General features: G+C 70.7%; 22 protein-coding genes, 1 tRNA gene, 1 other RNA gene and 4 pseudogenes. 14 read left to right on the plus strand and 14 right to left on the minus strand.

Annotation, left to right across the window (positions count from 1 at the left end):
* Window positions 1-146: 146 nt before the first annotated feature.
* Window positions 147-578, minus strand: coding sequence for a hypothetical protein (locus tag ACRWND_RS18015; RefSeq protein ID WP_431950505.1), 432 nt, complete (start codon window positions 576-578; stop codon window positions 147-149).
* A 703-nt stretch (window positions 579-1281) separates the two neighbouring features.
* Here ACRWND_RS18015 and ACRWND_RS18020 point away from each other — a divergent pair.
* The 3 genes from ACRWND_RS18020 to fmdA all read left to right on the plus strand — a co-directional run bounded on the left by ACRWND_RS18020 (window position 1282) and on the right by fmdA (window position 3679).
* Window positions 1282-1578, plus strand: coding sequence for an FmdB family zinc ribbon protein (locus tag ACRWND_RS18020; protein WP_431950507.1), 297 nt, complete (start codon window positions 1282-1284; stop codon window positions 1576-1578).
* A gap of 132 nt (window positions 1579-1710) precedes the next feature.
* A complete protein-coding gene (locus ACRWND_RS18025; protein ID WP_431950509.1) occupies window positions 1711-2352 on the plus strand; it encodes an AmiS/UreI family transporter in 642 nt (213 codons plus the stop codon).
* Between the two features lie 79 nt (window positions 2353-2431).
* Entirely contained in the window at window positions 2432-3679 is a 1248-nt protein-coding gene (gene fmdA / locus ACRWND_RS18030) for a formamidase (RefSeq protein WP_431950511.1), read from the plus strand.
* Between the two features lie 82 nt (window positions 3680-3761).
* Here fmdA and ACRWND_RS18035 read toward each other — a convergent pair whose 3' ends face one another.
* The 4 genes from ACRWND_RS18035 to ACRWND_RS18050 all read right to left on the minus strand — a co-directional run bounded on the left by ACRWND_RS18035 (window position 3762) and on the right by ACRWND_RS18050 (window position 6283).
* Window positions 3762-4433 carry a hypothetical protein gene (locus ACRWND_RS18035; RefSeq protein ID WP_431950513.1) on the minus strand — a complete coding sequence of 224 codons (672 nt, stop codon included), beginning with the start codon at window positions 4431-4433 and terminating at the stop codon, window positions 3762-3764.
* Between the two features lie 74 nt (window positions 4434-4507).
* Window positions 4508-5101, minus strand: a complete 594-nt coding sequence (locus tag ACRWND_RS18040; RefSeq protein WP_431950515.1) for a hypothetical protein — start codon at window positions 5099-5101, stop codon at window positions 4508-4510.
* Window positions 5094-5645, minus strand: coding sequence for a SigE family RNA polymerase sigma factor (locus tag ACRWND_RS18045; RefSeq protein WP_431950517.1), 552 nt, complete (start codon window positions 5643-5645; stop codon window positions 5094-5096). Before ACRWND_RS18045 ends, ACRWND_RS18040 begins: the two co-directional genes overlap by 8 nt.
* Before the next feature lie 137 nt (window positions 5646-5782).
* A complete protein-coding gene (locus ACRWND_RS18050) occupies window positions 5783-6283 on the minus strand; it encodes a MarR family winged helix-turn-helix transcriptional regulator (protein WP_431950519.1) in 501 nt (166 codons plus the stop codon).
* A gap of 197 nt (window positions 6284-6480) precedes the next feature.
* On the opposite strand from ACRWND_RS18050, the pseudogene ACRWND_RS18055 reads away from it, so the two are divergent.
* A pseudogene (locus ACRWND_RS18055) lies at window positions 6481-7330 on the plus strand (alpha/beta fold hydrolase).
* An 86-nt stretch (window positions 7331-7416) separates the two neighbouring features.
* Here the strand turns inward: ACRWND_RS18055 and ACRWND_RS18060 are convergent.
* A complete protein-coding gene (locus tag ACRWND_RS18060) occupies window positions 7417-8283 on the minus strand; it encodes a hypothetical protein (RefSeq protein WP_431950521.1) in 867 nt (288 codons plus the stop codon).
* A gap of 21 nt (window positions 8284-8304) precedes the next feature.
* On the minus strand, window positions 8305-8838 hold the full coding sequence (locus tag ACRWND_RS18065) for a SigE family RNA polymerase sigma factor (protein WP_431950523.1): 534 nt from the start codon (window positions 8836-8838) through the stop codon (window positions 8305-8307).
* Between the two features lie 70 nt (window positions 8839-8908).
* On the opposite strand from ACRWND_RS18065, the gene ACRWND_RS18070 reads away from it, so the two are divergent.
* The gene (locus ACRWND_RS18070; protein WP_431950524.1) at window positions 8909-9193 is read left to right on the plus strand and encodes a hypothetical protein; all 285 of its coding nucleotides are present in this window, start codon (window positions 8909-8911) and stop codon (window positions 9191-9193) included.
* A pseudogene (locus tag ACRWND_RS18075) lies at window positions 9175-9496 on the plus strand (DNA-binding protein); the annotation flags it as partial. The gene ACRWND_RS18070 and the pseudogene ACRWND_RS18075, both read left to right, overlap by 19 nt.
* Before the next feature lie 30 nt (window positions 9497-9526).
* Here the strand turns inward: ACRWND_RS18075 and ACRWND_RS18080 are convergent.
* The 3 genes and pseudogenes from ACRWND_RS18080 to ACRWND_RS18090 all read right to left on the minus strand — a co-directional run bounded on the left by ACRWND_RS18080 (window position 9527) and on the right by ACRWND_RS18090 (window position 10952).
* Window positions 9527-9970 (minus strand): cytidine deaminase, encoded by a 444-nt coding sequence (locus ACRWND_RS18080; RefSeq protein ID WP_431950526.1) that lies wholly within the window; start codon window positions 9968-9970, stop codon window positions 9527-9529.
* A 35-nt stretch (window positions 9971-10005) separates the two neighbouring features.
* Window positions 10006-10188 (minus strand): annotated as a pseudogene (locus ACRWND_RS18085) (PIN domain nuclease); the annotation flags it as partial.
* A 134-nt stretch (window positions 10189-10322) separates the two neighbouring features.
* A complete protein-coding gene (locus ACRWND_RS18090; RefSeq protein ID WP_431950528.1) occupies window positions 10323-10952 on the minus strand; it encodes a TetR/AcrR family transcriptional regulator in 630 nt (209 codons plus the stop codon).
* 68 nt (window positions 10953-11020) lie between these two features.
* Between ACRWND_RS18090 and ACRWND_RS18095 the strand changes: the two genes are divergently transcribed.
* Window positions 11021-11665 carry a peroxiredoxin-like family protein gene (locus tag ACRWND_RS18095; protein ID WP_431950530.1) on the plus strand — a complete coding sequence of 215 codons (645 nt, stop codon included), beginning with the start codon at window positions 11021-11023 and terminating at the stop codon, window positions 11663-11665.
* 323 nt (window positions 11666-11988) lie between these two features.
* On the opposite strand, the gene ACRWND_RS18100 is transcribed toward ACRWND_RS18095, so the two are convergent.
* On the minus strand, window positions 11989-12561 hold the full coding sequence (locus ACRWND_RS18100) for a GNAT family N-acetyltransferase (protein ID WP_431950532.1): 573 nt from the start codon (window positions 12559-12561) through the stop codon (window positions 11989-11991).
* A 96-nt stretch (window positions 12562-12657) separates the two neighbouring features.
* Here ACRWND_RS18100 and ACRWND_RS18105 point away from each other — a divergent pair.
* The 3 genes and pseudogenes from ACRWND_RS18105 to ACRWND_RS18115 form a co-directional block, all read left to right on the plus strand.
* Window positions 12658-12881 (plus strand): annotated as a pseudogene (locus ACRWND_RS18105) (site-specific integrase); the annotation flags it as partial.
* A 334-nt stretch (window positions 12882-13215) separates the two neighbouring features.
* Window positions 13216-13500, plus strand: coding sequence for a hypothetical protein (locus ACRWND_RS18110; RefSeq protein ID WP_030973973.1), 285 nt, complete (start codon window positions 13216-13218; stop codon window positions 13498-13500).
* A complete protein-coding gene (locus tag ACRWND_RS18115) occupies window positions 13482-13895 on the plus strand; it encodes a DNA-binding protein (protein WP_431950535.1) in 414 nt (137 codons plus the stop codon). The genes ACRWND_RS18110 and ACRWND_RS18115 overlap by 19 nt, the downstream gene beginning before the upstream one ends.
* Window positions 13896-14034: 139 nt before the next feature.
* On the opposite strand, the gene ACRWND_RS18120 is transcribed toward ACRWND_RS18115, so the two are convergent.
* Complete coding sequence (locus ACRWND_RS18120) at window positions 14035-14439, minus strand: plasmid pRiA4b ORF-3 family protein (protein WP_431950567.1); 405 nt, start codon at window positions 14437-14439, stop codon at window positions 14035-14037.
* 327 nt (window positions 14440-14766) lie between these two features.
* On the minus strand, window positions 14767-15045 hold the full coding sequence (locus ACRWND_RS18125; RefSeq protein WP_431950537.1) for a hypothetical protein: 279 nt from the start codon (window positions 15043-15045) through the stop codon (window positions 14767-14769).
* 113 nt (window positions 15046-15158) lie between these two features.
* Here ACRWND_RS18125 and ACRWND_RS18130 point away from each other — a divergent pair, with 113 nt between their 5' ends.
* On the plus strand, window positions 15159-15881 hold the full coding sequence (locus tag ACRWND_RS18130; protein ID WP_431950539.1) for a hypothetical protein: 723 nt from the start codon (window positions 15159-15161) through the stop codon (window positions 15879-15881).
* A 38-nt stretch (window positions 15882-15919) separates the two neighbouring features.
* Window positions 15920-17251 carry a helicase-associated domain-containing protein gene (locus ACRWND_RS18135; RefSeq protein ID WP_431950541.1) on the plus strand — a complete coding sequence of 444 codons (1332 nt, stop codon included), beginning with the start codon at window positions 15920-15922 and terminating at the stop codon, window positions 17249-17251.
* A gap of 232 nt (window positions 17252-17483) precedes the next feature.
* On the opposite strand, the gene ACRWND_RS18140 is transcribed toward ACRWND_RS18135, so the two are convergent.
* Window positions 17484-17571, minus strand: a tRNA-Ser gene (locus ACRWND_RS18140).
* 73 nt (window positions 17572-17644) lie between these two features.
* Here ACRWND_RS18140 and ffs point away from each other — a divergent pair.
* Both ffs and ACRWND_RS18150 read left to right on the plus strand, forming a co-directional pair.
* An RNA gene (ffs, locus tag ACRWND_RS18145) (signal recognition particle sRNA small type) lies at window positions 17645-17741 on the plus strand.
* A 122-nt stretch (window positions 17742-17863) separates the two neighbouring features.
* Window positions 17864-20074, plus strand: coding sequence for a DNA polymerase III subunit gamma and tau (locus ACRWND_RS18150; protein WP_431950543.1), 2211 nt, complete (start codon window positions 17864-17866; stop codon window positions 20072-20074).
* The last annotated feature ends 66 nt before the right edge of the window (window positions 20075-20140 follow it).

The raw sequence follows: 20140 nt of genomic DNA on the forward strand, positions 1-20140 counted from the left end.
GTACGGGCCGTCGCTGTCCCGGCCCACCGGTTTTCTGGCCGGCGCCGGCAGTGCGCGGACCACCTTCCCGCACGACCGGGGCCCCGGCCTCGTCGGAGGCCGGGGCCCAGCTGGCCGCCCGGAAGGCGGTCGCGAAGCGCGGCGGATCAGGCCAGGACGGGCTCGCCGCCGATCTGGCAGGCCTGGCAGGGCGGTTGGCCGCAGGTGCACTGGGTGATCGCTTCGAGCACCCCGCGGTCGTGGTAGAGGCACTCGTCGCGGCACGTGTGGCGGGGGATGAAGCCGGCTTCGATCTCCCCGGGCCAGGGCTCGTGGCCCTCGCGACAGCGGACGAACCGCTCCGGGTCGGTCGCGTGCAGCTCGCGCATCGCGGACCGCGCCTCGTCCTCCAGCTCCCGTACCCGGGTCACCAGGGACTTGAGCTCGGCGGCGAGGCCCTCGTACCGCTCGGCACCGGTCCGCACGTGGGCGGCCCGCAGGGCCATGGCTGCGTTGCCCAGGAACCTGACTGCGTCCTGGAGGTCGGTGACGTGGTGCATCTGAAGGCCGTTCACGCCACGGACCCACACGGCGTCCATGCTCACTTCTTCACCTCTCCGGTGTTCGCCTCGTCCCGGCGAAACGTTGTGTGCCGTCCGATGGAGCGCGGCGCCGTCGCCACTGCATTCACGGAAAGGCCGATGCACATGAACGCTAAAGCCGCGAGTGGTATCCGTCCAGGAAAACTGCAGTGAACCCCCTCACAGCGGTCATATCATCCGCAACATGCACCCCATGGTGCTCACCCGTGACGCGGTCCGTGGGTCTGGCGCACGCCGGTCACGAGGCGGATTCCCTGCGCGGCCTGCCCGCGGCGCGTCCCGGGCGCCCCGACATGCGTTCGCGGCCGGTGCGGGGTACAAGCGGCGACGGCGCGAGGGAGAGAGCTGGCTGAGAGGTCGCACGGATAGGCGGGGTGGAGCAAGGAGCGGGTCGAGGGCCGAGTCCGGCAAGGCGGAGAAGGGAGACGCAGCGGAGCTGCGGCGACCGACGACAACGCCGCCGGGCGAGAGCCGTCGACCCGCGACGCCGGCCCGCCTATCCGCGCGACCTTTTCATGTGATCCGGTGTTTCCCGGAGTGCCGGAAAGGGAACTCGGCAACTCCCTTCCGAAACACCCGGGGCGCCTTCTGCCGACCTTGACAACTGTCTTGCGGTGGCGTCTCCTTGAAATAGGGATTTGTCCCCCGGCGTGCGCTCAACGGGGTGTGTGCAGACGTCGAGGTTGACCTGGGTGCGCCGATGACCGGAGGCAACTTCATGGCGACCTACGAATACCTTTGCAGCGACTGCGGGCCTTTCGACGTCAGGCTGGCGATAGGCTCGGCGCCCGCCACCCACGACTGCCCCCTGTGTGCGGGCGAGTCCCGGCGGGTGTTCTCCTCGCCTTCCTTCGCCGTCACCCCGCACGCGCTCGCCGTCTCCCGTGAACGGGAGGAGAAGTCCCGTGAGATGCCGGACGTCGTGTCTGCCCTGCCGCCGCGCGAGAGCCCGGCGCCGCGGCCGCATCCGGCGCTGTCTCGGCTGCCCAAGCCCTGAACCGAGGGTGGCGATCGGGGAGTCATAGCTGTTCAGGGGGTCTGCGCCGGAGCGCGGACGCCGTTCCCGCCGCCGCGGGAACCGGGCGTCCGGTGCGGCCGGTCCCCTTGCGGACTTAGGAGGTGCGTCCCCGTGGCGAACGTGGGACTGCTCTTCGTCGGTGCTGTGCTGTTCATGAACGGCCTGCTGCTGCTGGGGAAGGTCGATCCCAAGTCGGCGGCGGTGTTCAACCTCTTCGTGGGTGCGCTCCAGGTGCTGACCCCGACGTACCTCATCTTCACGGCCGGCGGGGATCAGGACAAGATCCTGGCGGCATCCGGGCTTTACCTCTTCGGATTCACCTACCTCTATGTGGGGATCGTCCTCCTCGCGGGCATCGACAACGTCGGCGTCGGTTGGTACTCGCTGTTCGTGGCGATTGCCGCCCTCGGCTACTCGTTCGTCAATTTCCATCTCTTCAAGGACAACGCGTTCGGTGTCATCTGGCTGTACTGGGCGTTCCTCTGGGCTTTGTTCTTCGTGGTGCTCGGTCTCAAGAAAGCGGAGCACACCATCTATACGGGCTGGGTGACGGCGATCGAGGGCTGGGTCACGGGTGTGATCCCCGCGGCGCTGCTGCTGTCCGGCTACTGGAAGCACGACACGGAGATCGCCATAGCCCTGGGCGTCTTCGGCGTGGTCGTGTTCGCGGCGTTGTGGCCGCTGACGAGGGGGGCGCGGGAACGGGCCCGGGCCGAAGCGGTGGCCGCCGCGGCGTCCGGCTCGCCGCGTTAGGCGCCGGACGTGCCGGCTGCCCGGAAGTGCCCGAGGTGCGGGACCACCGTCCTGACCGGATCAGAAAAGAGAGGCTGTCATGCCCGACGTAGTTTTCAGCGTGGACCAGACCAAGTCGATGCGCGATCAGGACACCCCAGGTCACAACCGGTGGCACCCTGACATACCCGTCGTCGCCATGGTGAAGCCGGGAGCCGAGTTCCGCGTGGAGTGCCGGGACTGGACCGACTGCCAGATCGGCAACAACGACTCCGCCAACGACGTCCGCGACATCGACCTCACCGTCCCCCACATGCTCAGCGGGCCGATCGGTGTGGAGGGGGCCGAGCCCGGCGACCTGCTCGTCGTCGACATCCTCGACCTCGGCCCGGTGCCCCAGCAGGTCGGGGACGCCCCCGGCCAGGGATGGGGCTACACGGGCATCTTCGCCAAGGCCAACGGCGGTGGCTTCCTCACCGACTACTTCCCCGACGCCTACAAGGCGGTGTGGGACTTCCACGGCCAGCAGGCGGTCTCCCGGCACCTGCCCGGGATCCGCTTCACCGGCATCACCCACCCGGGACTGTTCGGGACAGCGCCCTCCGCCGAACTGCTGGCCCGGTGGAACGCCCGCGAGAAGGCGCTCATCGACACGGACCCCGGTCGCGTCCCGCCGCTGGCCACACCCCCGGACTCTGCCAACGCGCTCGCCGGCACGGCCACCGGGGACCTCGCCTCGCGCATCGCCGCGGAGGGCGCGCGCACGGTGCCGGCCCGTGAGAACGGGGGCAACCACGACATCAAGAACTTCACGCGCGGTTCCCGGGTCTTCTTCCCGGTCCACGTGAAGGACGCCAAGCTCTCCGGCGGCGACCTGCACTTCAGCCAGGGCGACGGGGAGATCACGTTCTGCGGCGCCATCGAGATGGGCGGGTTCATCGACTTCCACGTCGACCTGATCAAGGGCGGCATGGAGACGTACGGCATCTCCACCAACCCGGTGTTCATGCCCGGCAACGTCGAACCGCGCTACTCGGACTTCCTCACCTTCATCGGGATCTCCGTGGACCACGACACCGACACCAACTACTACCTCGACGCGACGCTCGCCTACCGCCGCGCGTGCCTCAACGCCGTCGAGTACCTCAAGAGGTTCGGCTACAGCGGCGAGCAGGCCTACCTGCTGCTCGGCTCGGCCCCCATCGAGGGACGCATCAGCGGCATCGTCGACATCCCGAACGCGTGCTGCTCCCTGTACCTGCCGACCGCCATGTTCGACTTCGACGTGCGGCCGTCGGCCTCCGGACCGACGCGGGCGGACCGCGGCCAGGCGGCGCTGACCTCCTGACCTCCCCACCTGTCCGACCGCATCGCGCCCGCGGCTCCCGTCCTCACCGGACGGGAGCCGCGGGCGGTCGCGCGGCGCGGGATCAGGATCGGTAGAGCGACTGGATCCTGACCACCTCGCCGTCGGCGTCGAAGCTGAGGTCGAAGCCCACCCAGGTCCGGACCGAGGCGGATTGGGCCCACCACCGGCTGATGAACTGCGACTGGGAGTAGGTGTGGGGAATGGAATCGTCGCCCAGCGGGACCGAGAGCAGGATGCGGCAGTCCGGTGCCAGGCGGACCGTCGTGTAGGGGCCCTTGCCAGGGATGATGTCCCACCCCTCGTAGGGTCCCGTGAGGGGTTCCTTGCGGGCGGAGCGCGCCGAGAGGTAGGTGCGTCCGTCCTTGCCCCAGACGTTCTCGAGCAGTACGAACTGCTTGCTGCCGGCCCAGTGGGTGGGGGTCCGCGGCGACGGCGGGGCCGACGGGACGGCCGACGGGCCGTCCGGTGCCGGGATTCCGGCGGGGTGCGAGGGGGAGGACGCGCCGGAGCGGCTCGCCGAGGGGGACGCCGAGGGGGCGCTTGAGGGCGGGGTGGAGGCCGGCGACGTGGCGGGGGAGGAGGCCGGGGCGGCCGCGCCGGCACGGCCGGTGTCCCCGTCGTCCACCCCCGCGCCGGAACAGGCGCCGAGGACGAGGGCGGTGAGGGCGAGGGCGGTGAGCCGGGCGGCGGCGCGGCGGCGCGGGGAAGGCGAGACGAGCACGGTGGGTCCCATCGGGTCGGTCGGGTAGGAGGTGCACAGGCTCTACGCCCCACGACCACAAGCGGGTTACACCGAAGATGTCATGGTCAGGTAACAGCCTCCCGCCGCGACCCGGCCTCCCGCAGGGACGCCACCCGCCCGTCATCGTCGTAGTCGATCTGGAAGGTCCACCGCGGCCCGCCGGCCAGTCGGCCGACCAGCTGGCCGAGTTCCCGGTCCGCGGGGCGCCCGCCGGAGAGGCGGCGGGTCTCGACCAGCGTGGTGCGCGGCAAGGTCAGCGTGTGCACCACGCCGGTGGGCTGCGGCGCTCCGCCGGCGACCGCCCGGAGCTGCAGCACGGTGACGCGCACCATGTCGCCCTGGACCACCGCGTCGTGGACGTAGCCCAGTTCGCCGGCGTACTCCTCGCCCGGCGCGGGAGCCGGGGGGACGAACGCGGCGGGCGGCGAGGTGACCGCCGCCGGCTCCGGCACCCGGGTGGTGGTCCTGGCCAGGGCGATCCCGCCTCCCAGCAGCGCGCAGCCGAGCACCGCCACGGCGCACACCCGTACCGTGCGGGCGCGGCGGCGGCGCTGGTCGCCGCGGGCCCGCACCCGGTGCGCGGCCACCGGCACGGCCCTGCTTCGGCCTGACTCGGCGAGTTCGGTGAGGAGCCTGCCCAGCTCGGTCCCGTCAGCCATGTCTGCCCTCCGGAAGTCGGCCCGCTCCGGGCTCCGGTTCCGTGTGCGCCAGCAGCCGTGCGAGCGTCGCCCGCCCACGGCTGAGGTGCACCTTGACGGTGCCGACCGGCGTGCCGGTCTCGGCCGCGACCTGGTCCACCGGCAGATCGCACAGATGGTGCAGGACCACGGCGCGCCGCTGGGCCTCCGGGAGACGCCGCAGCGCCTCGACCAGCACCACGTGGTGCGGCTCCGGCGGTGGGACGACCGGGGGCGGTCCCTCCCGGCGGGCCAGTGCGAGGGCGGTGCGCACGCGTCGCCACCGGCTGACGGCCAGACGCCACGCCACGGTGCGCACCCAGGCCTCGGGCGCGCCGTCCAGATCGATGTCGGCACGGTGCTCCCAGGCCCGGGCGAAGGCCTCCTGCACCACGTCCTGAGACTCCGCGAGGTCGCCCGTCATCGCGTACAGCTGTCCGACGAGGCGGCCGACGCTCGCACTGTAGAACGCGTCGAACTCACGCTCCCCCGTCGCGCGCCCAGAAGGCTCCTCGGGCAGCCGCATTCCTCATCCCCCGCCGGACGCCTGTGTGCCCCGGCGCACACATGGTCGATGCCGCGGGTCCATTGTGTTGCCTGAGGCGACCATGCTCAAGCGGTGGCCCCACGGCGTCGCGGCGGGCCCGGTTCCCTCGGGCCGGGCTACGCCCTCGCGGCGGGCTCGGCGCCCGCGGTGTGGCGGTCCACGTTGGCCGTCAGCCGGCGCAGCAGGTCCTGGGCGGTGGCGACCTCTTCCTGGGTCAGCCCCATGGCGTCCCAGATCGCGAGGGGCACCGTGCGGATCTGCTCCCGCAGCGCGGTCCCCTCCGGTGTCAGCGCCACCTCGACGACGCGCTCGTCGTCCACCCGGCGCCGTCGTTCGAGCAGGCCGCGCCCCTCAAGGCGCTTGATCAGCGGAGTGAGCGTCCCGTAGTCCAGGTGCAGCGCGGCCACCAGGTCCTTGACGGTCACGGTGCGGTGCTCCCAGAGCACGACCATGACCAGGTACTGGGGGTAGGTCAGGCCGACGGCGTCCAGCAGGGGCCGGTAGACGCCGGTGACCGCGCGCGAGGCCGCGTACAGCGTGAAGCAGAAGTGGTCGTCCAGCAGCGGCGAGGGCTCCGCTTGGTCGCCGGCGCCGGGTGCGCGGGTGTCGTCGTGCACGATCCTCTCCCTTCCTTGGTCGTCGGTCGGTCTCCGGTGGCCATTGTCCCACCAACCGCGTGAGCCATGGACTCGTGTACGATTGACTTGTGCACAACTTAAATGGACGCTAGGTTTTCGTCATCGGCCGGAGCGGGACGCCCCGGACCGACCACAGGTCCGGCACGCCGCCGGGCGCAGTCCGCCAAGGAGTCACCGTGAACCTCAAGACCGTCTTCCGCCCCACCCGCAAGAACGTCGCCGTCCTGGGCGCCGCCGCAGGCGCCGTGGCCCTCGCGCTGACGGCGACGGCCCCGGCAAGCGCCGCCAAGGCGACGCACCGCCCGCAGGAGAAGAAGCCCACGGTCGTCCTGGTGCACGGCGCCTTCGCGGACTCCTCGAGCTGGAAACGGCGTGGTGACCCGTCTGAAGCACGCGGGCTATCCCGTCGTCGCCCCGGCCAATCCGCTGCGCGGACTTGCGAGCGACTCCGCGTACATCCACAGCTTCCTGGAGAGCGTGCAGGGCCCGGTCGTGCTCGTCGGCCACTCCTACGGCGGCTCGGTGATCAGCGAGGCCGCCGCCGACTCCCCGAACGTCAAGGCGCTCGTCTACATAGCGGCCTTCGCCCCGGACAAGGGTGAGAGCCTCGGGCAGCTCTCCGACAAGTTCCCCGGCGGCACCCTGGGCGAGACCCTCAACCCCGTGTCCTTCCCGCTCCCCGGCGGCGGCACCGGCACCGACCTGTACATCAAGGCCGACAAGTTCCGCGCCCAGTTCGCGGCCGACGTGCCGAAGACCGTCGCCGAGCAGATGGCCGCCACCCAGCGTCCCCTGGCGGCCTCCGCCTTCGACGAGAAGGCCGTGAACGCCGCGTGGCACACCATCCCCTCCTGGGACCTCGTCACCACCCAGGACAAGAACATCACCCTGGCCGCGCAGCGCTTCATGGCCGAGCGGGCACACGCCCACACCGTCGAGATCAAGGCCTCCCACGCCGTCTCGGTCTCCCGCCCCGATGCGGTGACCCGCATCATCGAGCAGGCTGCCCGCTCCACCGTCCGCTGACCCCCCGGGCACGGCGCTCAGCCGGTCAGTTGACGACGAAGGCCCGACCGCGTCCCGGTCGGGCCTCGCGCCATACGCCGCGCCGTTCAGCCGCCGGCGACGGTGTTCCGCTTCTTCTGCATCGGGTAGGCGTCCGCGTACCGCACCAGGTCGAGGAAGCGCGGATCACCGACCGCCGCGAGCAGCTCCTTCTCGTCGACCGGCGCCGAGACCTTGGCCTTGTCGTCCGGGTAGAGGGCGAGCGCGACATCGCTGCGGCCGAGGACGAAGCGGACCTGGGTGTACGTGGTCTGCGGCCCTCCGGTGAACAGACGGACGGCCACCGCCTTGATGCCGCCCGGCAGCGTGCCCGCCGCGCAGGTTCCGCCCTTGAGGGCACCCGGGGCCTTCGGGCAGGAGGAGCCGGGACCGGTCGGCCCGGAGCCCTCGCCGGCGGAGGGCCGTACGGACAGAGTGATCGTGAACGATCTCCCGTCCTTCGTCTCGCCCTGGTAGCGGCTCACGTTCAAGTCGACAGGGCGCACCAGGCCGACCGCGTCCGGCAGGAGTTCGTCCAGGAGAACGGCCACCTGCTGCTGGAACCGCTCCTGCCGCTTCCGCTCGGCCGACGGGAGGTCGGCCATCGACTCCTCCGTGTCATTGCTGGGCTCCAGGTGGACCGGCGTCCGGTACGGCGCCGGCTCCTCGGACACGCGCGGAGCCGGGGTGGTGCTCGCGGCGGGAAGTACGGTCCCGCCTCCGCCGCCTCCGCCCGGCAGCGCAAGAAAGCCGAACGCCGCGGCCCCGACCGCGCAGGCGACCGCGACGGTGACGGCCACCCGCGCCCGTGCCGCGCGGCGCCGGCCCTGGACCACGGCGGCCGGCACCAGGTCGAGCACCGGCGGAAGGTCCGCCACCGCGTGCTCCATGGCGTCCCTGACCAGCAGGGCGCTCCCGTGCTCTTCCTCAGGCATGTTGTCTCCCACGCTGGTTCCTCAGCTTCCCGTGGCGTAGATGTGGGCCTCGCCCAACTGGGCGCGCAGTCTCGCCAGGGAGCGTGAGCACTGGCTCTTGACGGTGGACTCGCTGCACTTCAGCAGCGCGGCGACGGATTCGACGCTCTGGTCCTCCCAGTACCGCAGCACGACCATGGCGCGGGCCCTGTGCGGCAGTCCGGCGAGTGCTGACAGAAGCGTCACCCGCAGGTCTGCGTGGTCCGGCGCGGGTCCGGGTCCGGGGCGCGAGTGGGCCAGCAGATCCCGCAGCCGCCGCTTCCGCTCCGCCAGGTAGGTGCGGGTCAGCACGGTCCTGGCGTACGCGTCGATGTGGTCGGCGGCACTCGCCCTCCGCCAGTGCTGGAACAGCTTGGCCAAGGTGGTCTGCGTCAGGTCCCGGGCCGTGTCGGCGTCCCCGCACAGCAGGTACGCGGTCCGGTACAGCCGCTTCTGACTCGCCCGGGCGAAGTCCTCGAAGCTCTCCGGCGCCCGCGGACCCCCCACCGCACCCGGGCCCCGGCGGTTCTCCGGCATCTGGTCTCCTCTCGGGGCCCGTACGGGCCCATCCGTCACCCGTGTTCAGAGCGCCCCCGCGCGCCGGAGGTTGAAGCCTGATTCCACCGTGCTGCCTCGCGGTGCCGCGGAGGGGGCTCGGGGGAGGGGCAGGGGCGCTCAAGAGCGGGACGCTGGCCGGCGGGTCGGCAAGCGTGAGTTCTCCGCGTTCATCACCGCAGCGGTGGAGCGCGAGTTGCGCGGTCAGATCCTGGACGAGTACCTGGCCGACTACGAGCGCCGCCAGGGGGCGATCTCCGAGCAGGAGCAGGAGCGGGCACGCCGAGTCTTCGACGAGGTGTTCGCCGAGGAGGGGCAGTGGCCGGACGCAAGCTGAGCCACGAAGGCACCCTCGTTCTCGACTGCGAGGGCCTGTCGAAGTTCGGCGGTGCACCGTCGGACCGACAAGGCGCGGCTCGCCCGGGTCCTGTCCGGCGTGCGGATCGTGCACATCGGCGACGACGAGGCCAAGACCGCCTCAGCCATGCCGATCAATGCCGGGCTTCACGGTCACACATACGCCATTGAGGCCGTAGTGGCTGAGATGGCGCTGCGGCAGCGCCGCCCGGTCGTCATGCTCACCTCGGACGTCGACGACATGGCGAAGCTCTGCGGAGACACAGTGCGTCTCGTTGCTGTGCAGCCGACGCCGAAGACCCGCAGGCCGCGATCACTCGGTGTGCTGGGCCAGGGAAGGCCACTGCCCGTCGGCGAACTGCCGCCCCCAGTAGTAGGGGTGCACTTCCTCGAGGGAGCGCGCCTCCCACCGGGTCGGGTCGTCAGCCCGTGGGACGGCTACCTCCACGGACGGTCCCCACAGCGCGAGCCGTTCCTGGCAGACGCCGCAGGGAGGCAGGATCAGGATCCTGCCGCGTTCCACATCGCGGCAGACGCAGACGGAGGCGGTGACGGTCCGGTTCTGGGTGTAGGCCTGGATGAATGCCCCGGTCTCCTGGCAGAGCGCAACGGAACCGTGCATGTTGTCCAGCCCGACGCTCGTCAGGATGCCGCCGTCGGCGAGCCGTACAGCGGCGGCCCCGCCGGGTTCGCCGGTGGGCCAGCGCCGATCCATGAGTTCCACGGCCGCGTCCACAAGCGTCTGATCGAGTTTCATGCGCCGGAGTGTGGCACGGACCGAGGCCGTGAAGGTCACGTGCCGGCGTCGGGCCCGTACCACTGGAGGGCTTGCCCGGTGACGGCGGCGATGCACTCGAAGTCGCGGTCGGTGCGAGAGCGCGAGGCCCTGGAGTTCGGCGGCGGCTACCACCGGGTCGACCGCCCCTGCGCTGTGGTGCCGATCTCGTCTGGTCAGGCTTCCTGGACTTGCCAGGCCGGGCTCGCGCAGAGCGGTGTCGACCGTTCCCTCTCGGCGCACGCCCAGGGCCTGCGCATCGGCGAGCCTCGGCATGACGCGGCCGCCGAGGCGGGGCAGCGACTCGCAGATCTCTTCCATGAGGCCGTAGGGGTTATGGGGTGTCCGGTGACGCCTCGAGGCCGCGGAGCAGTAGGGCGAGGCCCCCGAGGAATTCATGGTCGGCGCTGACGTGCTGGGCGTGCCGGGCGGTCTCGATCATGTGCGGGAACTCGGTGGGCGGCAGCTGGGTGATGGTGATCGTGCCTGGGCCGGACAGGGCTCCGAGATGTTCCAACTGGATCGCTCCGATGACGTAGCTGAGCAGGCCGCGTAGAGCGACGACCCGCCGTTCACCCGTGATGCCTGCCTCGGTGAGGACTGCCAGCACGGTCTCCGACCAGCGCAGCACCCCAAGAGAGTGCTGCCGGTGGGCGATGGCGAGAGGGACGACCGCTGGATGGGCGCCTACGGCGTCTCGTAGGCGTCGCGCCATGATCTCGACCCGCTCGCGCCAGGACGCGTCGGGATTCGGCGGCTCGACGTCCACGGCGCTCAGTACCAGTTCGACGGTGAGTCTTTCGAGTTCCTCGCGATCGCTGACGTATCGGTACAGCCCCATCGTGCTCATGCCGAGCTGTTGGGCGACGGCGCGCATCGACAGCCCGGCGAGTCCGTCGCGGTCGATGACGGTGAGCGCGGCCGAGGCGAGCTGATGCGCGGTGAGTGAACGTGGGCGTGGCATAACGGTTGACAGCGTACGGTAGACGCCTACGCTGGTAGGTGTACACCATACGCCTATGGGGAGTGTCCATGGCCAATTCCCGCAAACCGATGGAGCCCGGCTCCCTCGTGAAGGAACGCCGTCTCAACGCGGTTGCCGGCAGCGAGCAGGTCGCCGTTCCCGACCCCGACCGGCTGATCCACCTTCAGTTTCGGCGCTTCGCCGGATGCCCGGTCTGCAACCTGCATCTGCGGTCGGTGGTACGGCGACACCGGGAGATAGAGGCCGCCGGTGTACGTGAGGTCGTGGTCTTCCACTCGCCCGCCGAGGAACTGTTACGCCACACCACCGACCTCCCGTTCCCGGTCGTCGCCGACCCGGCCAAGCGGCTGTACACCGAGTTCGGCGTGGAACGGTCGCCCCGCGCGCTGCTGAGCCCGCGAGTCTGGGGGGCGATCGTCTGGGCGGTCGTGTCCGGCGCGTGGAAGGTTGTCCGCGGGCGGGAGCACCTGCCCTCCAGCAGCCCGATCGGCGGCCGGCTCGGTCTTCCCGCCGACTTCCTCATCGCGCACGACGGCCAGGTCCTCGCGTGCAAGTACGGCGAGCACGCCTACGACCAGTGGTCGGTCGACGAACTACTGGAACTGGCAGCCCGTGTCCAACATACGCCGCCTGCGCATCCCGGCTCCCTCGGTGATCGAAATCCTCCCTCGGCGCCAGAAGTCCAGGAGTAGCCGTCTGCGGCCGAAGCGGACACGGCTGCACCGAGCCGCGCGGGCGCAAGGCAGGTCCACTGCTCGAGGCGAAGTCGGTCCAACGGCAGGCGAAGCCCACGATGTCCCGCGCTGGCTTTGTTCACCGGTTTCGACAGCAGTTGTGCAGTGCTTCGGGAGGCACCCGGGCCCCGGCGTGTTCGATGGTCACGAGAAGCGACAGCGCCGGTGCGCGTCGATGGGAATGGCGCCGCTCCAAGTGGCCCCTACGAGCTGCTGGATGCTCCGGCGGTGCGGATGGTCGGCTTCGGGTTGGGTGCGCACCGAAGGGCGAGGTCTCGGTCCTAGCGGCCGGCTGTCGGCGTGGCCGTCGGCTGCCACTCGCGGCGGAGGAGGCCGAAGACCCAGGAGTCGGAGACATCGCCGTTGACGACGCAGTCCTCGCGGAGGGTGCCTTCGCGGACGAAACCGAGCTTCTCCAGGACCCGGGCGGAAGCCGCGTTGCGGGTGTCGGCCTCGGCCTGGACGCGGTTCAGGTCCAGGGTGTCGAACGCCCACCGCAGGACTGCGTGCGCGGTCTCCGTGGCGTAGCCGTGGCCCCACGCGGCGGCGTCGAAGACGTAGCCCAGGGACGCGCTGCGGAAGTCCGGGTTCCATCTGGTCAGGCCGCACCAGCCGATGAACGCGCCGTCGGAGGCGCGGTCGACGGCCACCCGCGCTCCTGTGCCTTCCTCCTCGATCGTCCGGCTGGTCGCGATGAAGCGCTGGGCGCGAGCCGGCTCAGTCCACGGCGGGGAGTCCCAGTAACGCAGCACGTGGGCGCTGCTGTGCAGCATGTAGAGCGGCGCCGCGTCGGCGTCGGTGAACGGCCGCAGTCGCAGGCGGGCGGTGTGCAGCTCGGGGGTGGGCAAGGTCATGCGGAGCATGCTGCCGCGTCACGCTCCACCCTGACCATCCGATTGTTCTGGGGGTTCGGGGAGGGACGGGGGCGTCCTGACCTGCGGCGGAGAGGGGCATCGGGAGTACGGGACGGCCGACTGCACGACGCTCGCCACACCGCGGCGACGGTCCTCCTTCTGCTCGGCGTTCCCGATGTCGTCGTGGACGCGATGATGGGCTGGGAGCCGGAGGCTCGGCCCGGATGCGCTCGCGGTACATACACGTGACCGGACCCGTGCTGAAGAACGTGGCTCGCCAGGTCGGCGACGCGCTGTGGAGCGCACCGGATACCAACTGAGACGGAAACTGAGACGGAGAACGTCGAAGGGCCCCACCGCGACCGGTGGGGCCCTTCGACAACGTGCCCGGTGAGGCACTGGCGGAGGATACGAGATTCGAACTCGTGAGGGGTTGCCCCCAACACGCTTTCCAAATGGTCGTCCGTGGGTTCGGAGGTGGTCGTGGGTGTCCTGACCAGCCGTGGAGCGGACTGTTCAGCGGCGTCCGGACACAGCTGAACGTAGGTGAATGAGACCAGAACCGAGACCACGAGGTGACGGGTGGGCGGCTCGCGTCGTTCTACGGGTGCTGCACCCCGACCGAATTCCTACTTGTTTGATAATGTTGGTCCCATGAGCGAGATTCCCTACAGCGTCGGCGAAGGGCCGGCCACCAGGGTCAGCCTCTCCCTCCCCGAGGGGACGGCGGAGGCGATCCGCCGACGGGTCGGCAAGCGTGAGTTCTCCGCGTTCATCACCGAAGCGGTGGAGCGCGAGCTGCGCGGTCAGATCCTGGATGAGTACCTGGCCGACTACGAACGCCGTCAGGGGCCGATTTCCGAGCACGAGCAGGAGCGGGCACGCCGGGTCTTCGACGAGGTGTTCGCCGAGGAGGGGCAGTGGCCCGCCGCAAGCTGAGCCACGAAGGCACCCTCGTTGTCGACTGCGAGGGCCTGTCGAAGTTCGTCAGTGATCACGAGCCCGTCGTCGCCCTCATCGCCGAAGCCCGCAAGCGGGGCATGGAGGTGGTCGTCAGCGCACTCACCATCATCGAAGAGGTGCATCGCCGGACCGACAAGGCGCGGCTAGCCTGGGTCCTGTCCGGCGTGCGGATCGTGCACATCGGTGACGAGGAGGCCAAGGCGGCCTCAGCCATGCTGATCAATGCTGGGCTTCATGGTCACACATACGCCATCGACGCCGCCGTGGCCGAGATGGCGCTGCGGCAGCGCCGCCCCGTCGCCATGCTCACCTCGGACATTGACGACATGGCGAAGCTTTGCGGTGACAGAGTGCGCCTCGTCGCCGTGTAGTCGACGCCCCGCCCAGGACCTGAACGTCGGGATGCGAGGTCGGCCCGTACGTCTTGTCTCAGCGCGGCGTAGCGGGGTCGGTGGACCAGTCGGTAGGGCCCAGGGCCGTGAACGGTGGCGTGGCCGGACGGCTCGTCCTTCATGGTGCCGTGAGGCGCAGCAGCCGCGCGTTGGCCTCGTCCGGCGCGAAACGGTCCGGGGCGAATTCCGTGGCGGACCGAAGACCGAGCCACACCAGCATGGCGTGGTGTTCCTTATGCGCCGGGTCGGCGAGGATCACTTTGAGATCGCTGTAGCCGGGGGCGCCGCCGCAGTCCTCGGGCGGGCACGCCCCGGCACCGTCCACGCAGTACGGATAGTGAAGCCCGGCTGAGGCTGTCTGGACCTGCTCCACGGTGATGAGGTGCTCCCAGGAGTCCCCGAAGTCGTACGTGTACACGAAATGGGCGCCCGGTTTGAGTAGGGCGGCCAGTATGGCGGTGCGCTCGTCGCGGAATCCGAGTTCGCCGTCGGGGCGGCCGTACTGGACGCCTGAGATGGGCAGCGCCCAGGGAGACCAGGGCCTTCAGGACCCGTTGGATGTCGTGGTCGTTGGCGGTGCGCAGATGCCCCAGACGGTCGGGAGACAGGTCGTCGAGCACGTACAGCGGGCTGACCGCCTGCCACACCACCTCGTGCAGGTCACTGAGTGGCACCGGGGCGGTGGTCGCGTACAGCCGCTGCAGCAACGCCCGCAGACCCCGGTCGTACTCGTGCGAGAGCAGGGATTCCAGCCAGCCGGAGACCGTCACGGCCGGGCCGATGTGCGGCAGCGCTGCGAACAGCGCGCCACGCAGCTCGTCGGGGCGGTCCAGCAGCCTGGCGTTCTTCTTCACCGGCAGAGCAGGCGCCCGCCCGCGGTCCGCAGCAGTCGTGCCGCCTTCGCCCACTCGACCAGCAGTGTGAGGTGGTACAGCTCCTCGCTGGATTTCGTCTTGAACGTACGGTCTCCGATCACCGGGTCCATCCGGTCGCCGGTGTCCAGAACCTCCACCAGTGCTCGCGCGTCGGCAAGCGTCACACGGCCGGTCTGGGTCAGCTTGCGGCCCGTGCCGACCCAACCGACCAGCGCTCGCACCTGCTCGACGGTCCCGCCCACTGTCTCACCCATGTTGACCTGCCCGTTCCGGTTCGTGTCCCGACTCACCCGAACCCAGGATGGCAGCACCGCCGGCGCACCCTGTGCTTCGCATGGGGGCGACACGGAAGTGGCAGACTATGACGGTGACAACGCGCGACGAGGAACTGCTGGCCCGGGTCCAGGAGATGAGGGAACGCGGCAGCGCGCCGAAGCAGATCGCGAAGGCGCTGGGGCTACGCCCGGCCCAGGCGACCGCGCTGGTCAGACGGGTCGCCGAGGCGGCACTGGCGAACATCGCGCCGGATAAGCGGCCGGTGGTGGGCTGCTGGGTCAACGCGGGCTGGAGCGCGGGACTGGACATGGCCAAAGCCCCGGACTGGGCGGCGGCCGACCCCCTCGGCCAGGAGCCCGACCCGGGCACGGGCGGCTTCGCCCAGATTCTCCTGGCCCGCCAGGAACGTGCCAGCAGGGTGACCGTCACCGGGTTCCTGGTGGACGTCTACTGCCTGGGAGTCAAGAACGTCACCGACCCCGAGGTGATGGGGTCCGGATCCCTGACCACCTACGTACCGATGTACTACTCGGCCTTCGATCATCGGCCGCTGCCGATCGGCGTAGAGCAGGCGCAGACGATCGTGCACGATGCGGTCGCCTACGCCCGCGGTCTTGGCTTCGAGCCCGCGGGCGGCTTCGCCGACGCAGCAGTGCACCTGGGTGTCCCGCCCGGCGACCGGCCCGTCATCGGCTTCGGCAGGGACGGCAAGCCGCTCTACTTCTCCGGCCCCTACGACAACCTGCGCAAGGTGGTCCAGATCCTCGAGCGCACCTGCGGTCCGGGCAACTACGACTACGTTGCTCATCTGTAGGAACGGGACGCGAGCGGTACGAAGCGGAAAGACGAGCAGTGATACCGGTCGACCAGCAACAGGAGCCCACCGGCGCTCCACGGGTCCGGCGCACCGAGCACGAGGCGCAGGTCAACCTGCTGACGGTGCTGCGCCTGTGTATGACGCAGAAGCTGCGGTGCAGCGAAAAGACCCGCCGCCCCAGCACGGCCACCGTCTCGGCGGTCGCCGACGTCCTGGACGGCAGCGACTTCTATCCGGACGAGGCCATCGCGGCCTTCGCCTGGCCGATGCTGCTCCAGGCGGGCGGCCTCGCCCAGCTCACCGGCGGTCGGCTCGTGCTGACCACGTGCGGACGGGCCGCGCTGACCCGGCCACCGCACCTGACCCTTCCTCAGCTGTGGCAACGCTGGCTGAACAGCAGCCTCCTGGACGAGTTCTCCCGCGTCGAGGAGATCAAGGGCCAGCGCTCGGCGAACGTCCTGACCGCCGTTAAACCGCGCCGCAAGCTCGTCGGCCAAGCACTGGCCGGCCTCACCCCGGGCGAGTGGATATCCATCGACGGCCTGTTCACAGACATGCGCGCGGCCGGTCTGGATCCAGTCGTCCACCGCAGTGAACGCGCCCTGTGGAAGCTGTACCTGGAGGATCCGCAATACGGCAGCCTCGGCTACGACGGCCACCACGGCTGGTCCCTCCTCCAGGGTCGGTACACCCTGGCAGTGCTCTTCGAGTACGCCGCCACGCTCGGCCTCATCGACATCGAGTACGTCCCCCCGGCGGGCGCCCGCGATGACTACCGGGACAACTGGGGTGGCGACTACCTCGACCACCTCAGCCGCTACGACGGCCTGTCCGCACTCCGCCTCAATCCCCTGGGCGCCCACGCCGTCGGCCTCACGGGCGACTACGCCCCTGCCCAGGTCCCCGCCTCGGCCGTCCCGACGGGCAGGGTCACCGTCCTGGCGAACTTCGACATCGTCGCCCTCGACGGGCTGCCCTCCGCCGACACACTCCTCTTGGACGCCTTCTCCGACCGGAAAGCCGACCGGGTCTGGACGCTCACCACCGCTTCTCTTCTGCACGCCCTCGACCGCGGGCACACCCTCGACGAGCTCCGTGGCTACCTGGACCAGGCCGCCTCGCACCCCGTGCCCCAGACCGTCACCACCCTGCTCGATGACACTGGCCGTCGCACCGGCCGACTCCGCGATGCAGGACAGACCCATCTCATCGAGTGCGCGGACGAGACACTGGCAGCCCTCATCATCAGCGACCGCCGCCTGCGCGTGCTGTGTACCCGAATCGGCGAGCGCCACCTTGCGGTCTCCCCCGATCGTCTGCCGGCGTTCCGGAAGGCCGCCCTGGCCCTGGGCTACCCGCTGGCCTGATGGCACGAGAGAGCCGCTTCGGGGCCCCTCTGGCCGAGGCCGGGGCGCACGTCGTTGCGTGACCGCTGATTATCGGCAGAGGGCGCGCTCGCCGCATGGTGAAATGTCTTGAATGTCGGAAATGAATGAGACCGAGACTGAGACCAAGGCCGGAGTGTCAACTGAGACCACGAACGTCGAAGGGCCCCACTGCGAACAGTGGGGCCCTTCGACAACGTGCCCGGTGAGGCACTGGCGGAGGATACGAGATTCGAACTCGTGAGGGGTTGCCCCCAACACGCTTTCCAAGCGTGCGCCCTAGGCCTCTAGGCGAATCCTCCGCGGCAAACATTACTAGACCGGAGGGAGTGCTCGCGAACTCGTTCCCGGGTGATCCGATCGGGTACGCTGGGTCCCAGCCCCTCACGTGGCGCTATCTCGCTGAACCCCCCCAGGGCCGGAAGGCAGCAAGGGTAGGTGGGCTCTGGCGGGTGCGTGAGGGGTCTTTTGCTGCCTTCTACTCCCCGCTGACCTGCGAGAACCCGGGCGTGGGCGGTCGGCGGGCACCCCGGCTGTGGGGTCCGTCACATCCGCGGGGCCCGGGTGTCGGTGGGGGCCGATATCGTCGTAGGCGTGTCCCTCGCTCTGTACCGCCGCTATCGTCCCGAGACCTTCGCCGAGGTCATCGGGCAGGAGCACGTCACGGACCCGCTGCAGCAGGCACTGCGGAACAACCGGGTCAATCACGCGTACCTGTTCAGCGGGCCGCGCGGCTGCGGCAAGACGACCAGCGCCCGCATCCTGGCGCGCTGCCTGAACTGCGAGAAGGGCCCGACGCCGACGCCGTGCGGGGAGTGCCAGTCGTGCCGCGACCTGGCCCGCAACGGCCCCGGGTCGATCGACGTGATCGAGATCGACGCGGCGTCGCACGGTGGTGTGGACGACGCCCGCGACCTGCGGGAGAAGGCATTCTTCGGGCCGGCCAGCAGCCGCTACAAGATCTACATCATCGACGAGGCGCACATGGTCACCTCGGCGGGCTTCAACGCCCTGCTGAAGGTGGTCGAAGAGCCCCCGGAGCACCTGAAGTTCATCTTCGCGACCACCGAGCCCGAGAAGGTCATCGGCACCATCCGGTCGCGGACCCACCACTACCCGTTCCGCCTGGTCCCGCCCGGCACGCTGCGCGACTACCTGGCGGAGGTCTGCGAGCGCGAGGCGATCCCCGTCGAGGCCGGGGTGTATCCGCTGGTGGTCCGGGCCGGTGCCGGGTCGGTGCGTGACTCGATGTCGGTGATGGACCAGTTGCTCGCCGGCGCGGGCGAGGCAGGTGTGACGTACGCCATGGCGACCTCGCTCCTCGGCTACACCGACGGCGCGCTGCTGGACGACGTCGTGGACGCCTTCGCCTCCGGGGACGGCGCGGCGGCGTTCGAGGTCGTGGACCGCGTCATCGAGGGCGGGCACGACCCGCGGCGCTTCGTGGCCGACCTGCTGGAGCGGCTGCGGGACCTGGTGATCCTCGCGGCCGTGCCGGACGCGGTGGAGAAGGGCCTGATCGACGCCCCGGCCGACGTCGTGGAGCGCATGCGGGCCCAGGCCGGGGTGTTCGGGGCGGCCGAGCTCAGCCGCGCCGCGGACCTGGTCAACACCGGGCTCACGGAGATGCGCGGGGCGACCTCGCCGCGCCTGCAGCTGGAGTTGATCTGCGCCCGCGTGCTGCTCCCCGCGGCCTACGACGACGAGCGGTCGCTGCAGGCCCGCCTGGACCGGCTGGAACGCCGTGCGTCCGCCGGTGGTTTCGCACCGCCCGCGGGCGGCGCGGCCGCTCCCGTCGTGGAGTTCGGGGAGCCGCTCCCGCCCGGCGGCGGCCCTGCCGCGGCCCGGGCAGCGATGGGCGGCCCGACCCGGCCCGCCGAAGCCGTCCCCGCGCCGGCGCCCGCAGCCGCCCCGGCTCCCGCCCCGGCAGCGGCAGTCGCGGAGCCCGCGCCCGCCGCCCCGCCCGTGCAGCCCTCCACTGGCCAGCGTCCCGGCGCCTGGCCGACCGCCGCCGCCCCCGGCGGCGGGCAGCGCCCCGGCGCCTGGCCCACCGCGGCGTCGGCGCCGTCCCCACAGGCACAGGCACAGGCACAGCCCCAGCCTCAGGCACAGGCCCCGGCGCCGGCCGCCGCGCCTGCATCCGGCGCGCAGCCCATCGGCGACGCCTCCCGCGTCCACCAGATGTGGCCGACCGTCCTCGAGGCGGTCAAGCGGCTGCGGAAGGTGACCTGGATACTGCTCGACCAGAACGCCCGGCTCGTGGGCTTCGACGGGTCGACGCTGCAAATCGGCTTCGACAACCCCGGGGCCCGCGACAGCTTCGCCAACCGCGGCCACGAAGAGGTCCTCAAGCAGGCGATCAGCGAGGCCCTCGGCGTCCAGTGGCGCATCGAGGCGATCGTCAGCCCGGGCGGCGGCCCCGGCGGTGGCATCGGGGGCGGCGCGGGGCCGATGGGCCCGGCCGGCGGGCCCGCCGGGCCCCGGCCAGGCCCCGCCTCTCCGGTGCCGTCCGCGCAGCAGCCGTACCAGCAGCAGCAGCCCCCGCAGCAGCCGCAGCAGCAGTCCCAGAGCCCGGAGCCGTCCCCCGCGCCGCCGTCCGCGCCAGCGGCGTCCGCGGCCCGAGCCGCGGTGGGCGCCGCGCCGGCGGCGTCCGCGTATCCGCCGGTCGCCGACGAGCCCCCGCCCGTCGAGTACGACATGCCCGAGGACGACGACCCGGACCTGGACGAGACGGCGCTCAGCGGCCACGACCTCATCGTGCGCGAGCTCGGCGCCACCGTGATCGAGGAGATCGCCAACCAGTAGGCGCCTTTGCGCTGTTGCGCGCGCGGAAACGGCACGGCCGGAGTGGAACGGGCGACGCGCCCCGCT

Origin of the sequence: Actinacidiphila sp. bgisy167 (genome assembly GCF_965342175.1) — a bacterium.
In the GTDB taxonomy this organism is placed as follows: Bacteria; Actinomycetota; Actinomycetes; order Streptomycetales; family Streptomycetaceae; genus Actinacidiphila.

Coding starts and splice junctions, on each gene's coding strand:
- fmdA (WP_431950511.1), top strand. CDS start 2,432: ATGCCCGACGTAGTTTTCAGCGTGGACCAGACCAAGTCGATGCGCGAT.
- ACRWND_RS18015 (WP_431950505.1), bottom strand. CDS start 578: ATGGACGCCGTGTGGGTCCGTGGCGTGAACGGCCTTCAGATGCACCAC.
- ACRWND_RS18095 (WP_431950530.1), top strand. CDS start 11,021: ATGGCCAATTCCCGCAAACCGATGGAGCCCGGCTCCCTCGTGAAGGAA.
- ACRWND_RS18090 (WP_431950528.1), bottom strand. CDS start 10,952: ATGCCACGCCCACGTTCACTCACCGCGCATCAGCTCGCCTCGGCCGCG.
- ACRWND_RS18125 (WP_431950537.1), bottom strand. CDS start 15,045: ATGGGTGAGACAGTGGGCGGGACCGTCGAGCAGGTGCGAGCGCTGGTC.
- ACRWND_RS18020 (WP_431950507.1), top strand. CDS start 1,282: ATGACCGGAGGCAACTTCATGGCGACCTACGAATACCTTTGCAGCGAC.
- ACRWND_RS18060 (WP_431950521.1), bottom strand. CDS start 8,283: ATGCCTGAGGAAGAGCACGGGAGCGCCCTGCTGGTCAGGGACGCCATG.
- ACRWND_RS18065 (WP_431950523.1), bottom strand. CDS start 8,838: ATGCCGGAGAACCGCCGGGGCCCGGGTGCGGTGGGGGGTCCGCGGGCG.
- ACRWND_RS18035 (WP_431950513.1), bottom strand. CDS start 4,433: ATGGGACCCACCGTGCTCGTCTCGCCTTCCCCGCGCCGCCGCGCCGCC.
- ACRWND_RS18110 (WP_030973973.1), top strand. CDS start 13,216: ATGAGCGAGATTCCCTACAGCGTCGGCGAAGGGCCGGCCACCAGGGTC.
- ACRWND_RS18100 (WP_431950532.1), bottom strand. CDS start 12,561: ATGACCTTGCCCACCCCCGAGCTGCACACCGCCCGCCTGCGACTGCGG.
- ACRWND_RS18080 (WP_431950526.1), bottom strand. CDS start 9,970: ATGAAACTCGATCAGACGCTTGTGGACGCGGCCGTGGAACTCATGGAT.
- ACRWND_RS18045 (WP_431950517.1), bottom strand. CDS start 5,645: ATGCGGCTGCCCGAGGAGCCTTCTGGGCGCGCGACGGGGGAGCGTGAG.
- ACRWND_RS18040 (WP_431950515.1), bottom strand. CDS start 5,101: ATGGCTGACGGGACCGAGCTGGGCAGGCTCCTCACCGAACTCGCCGAG.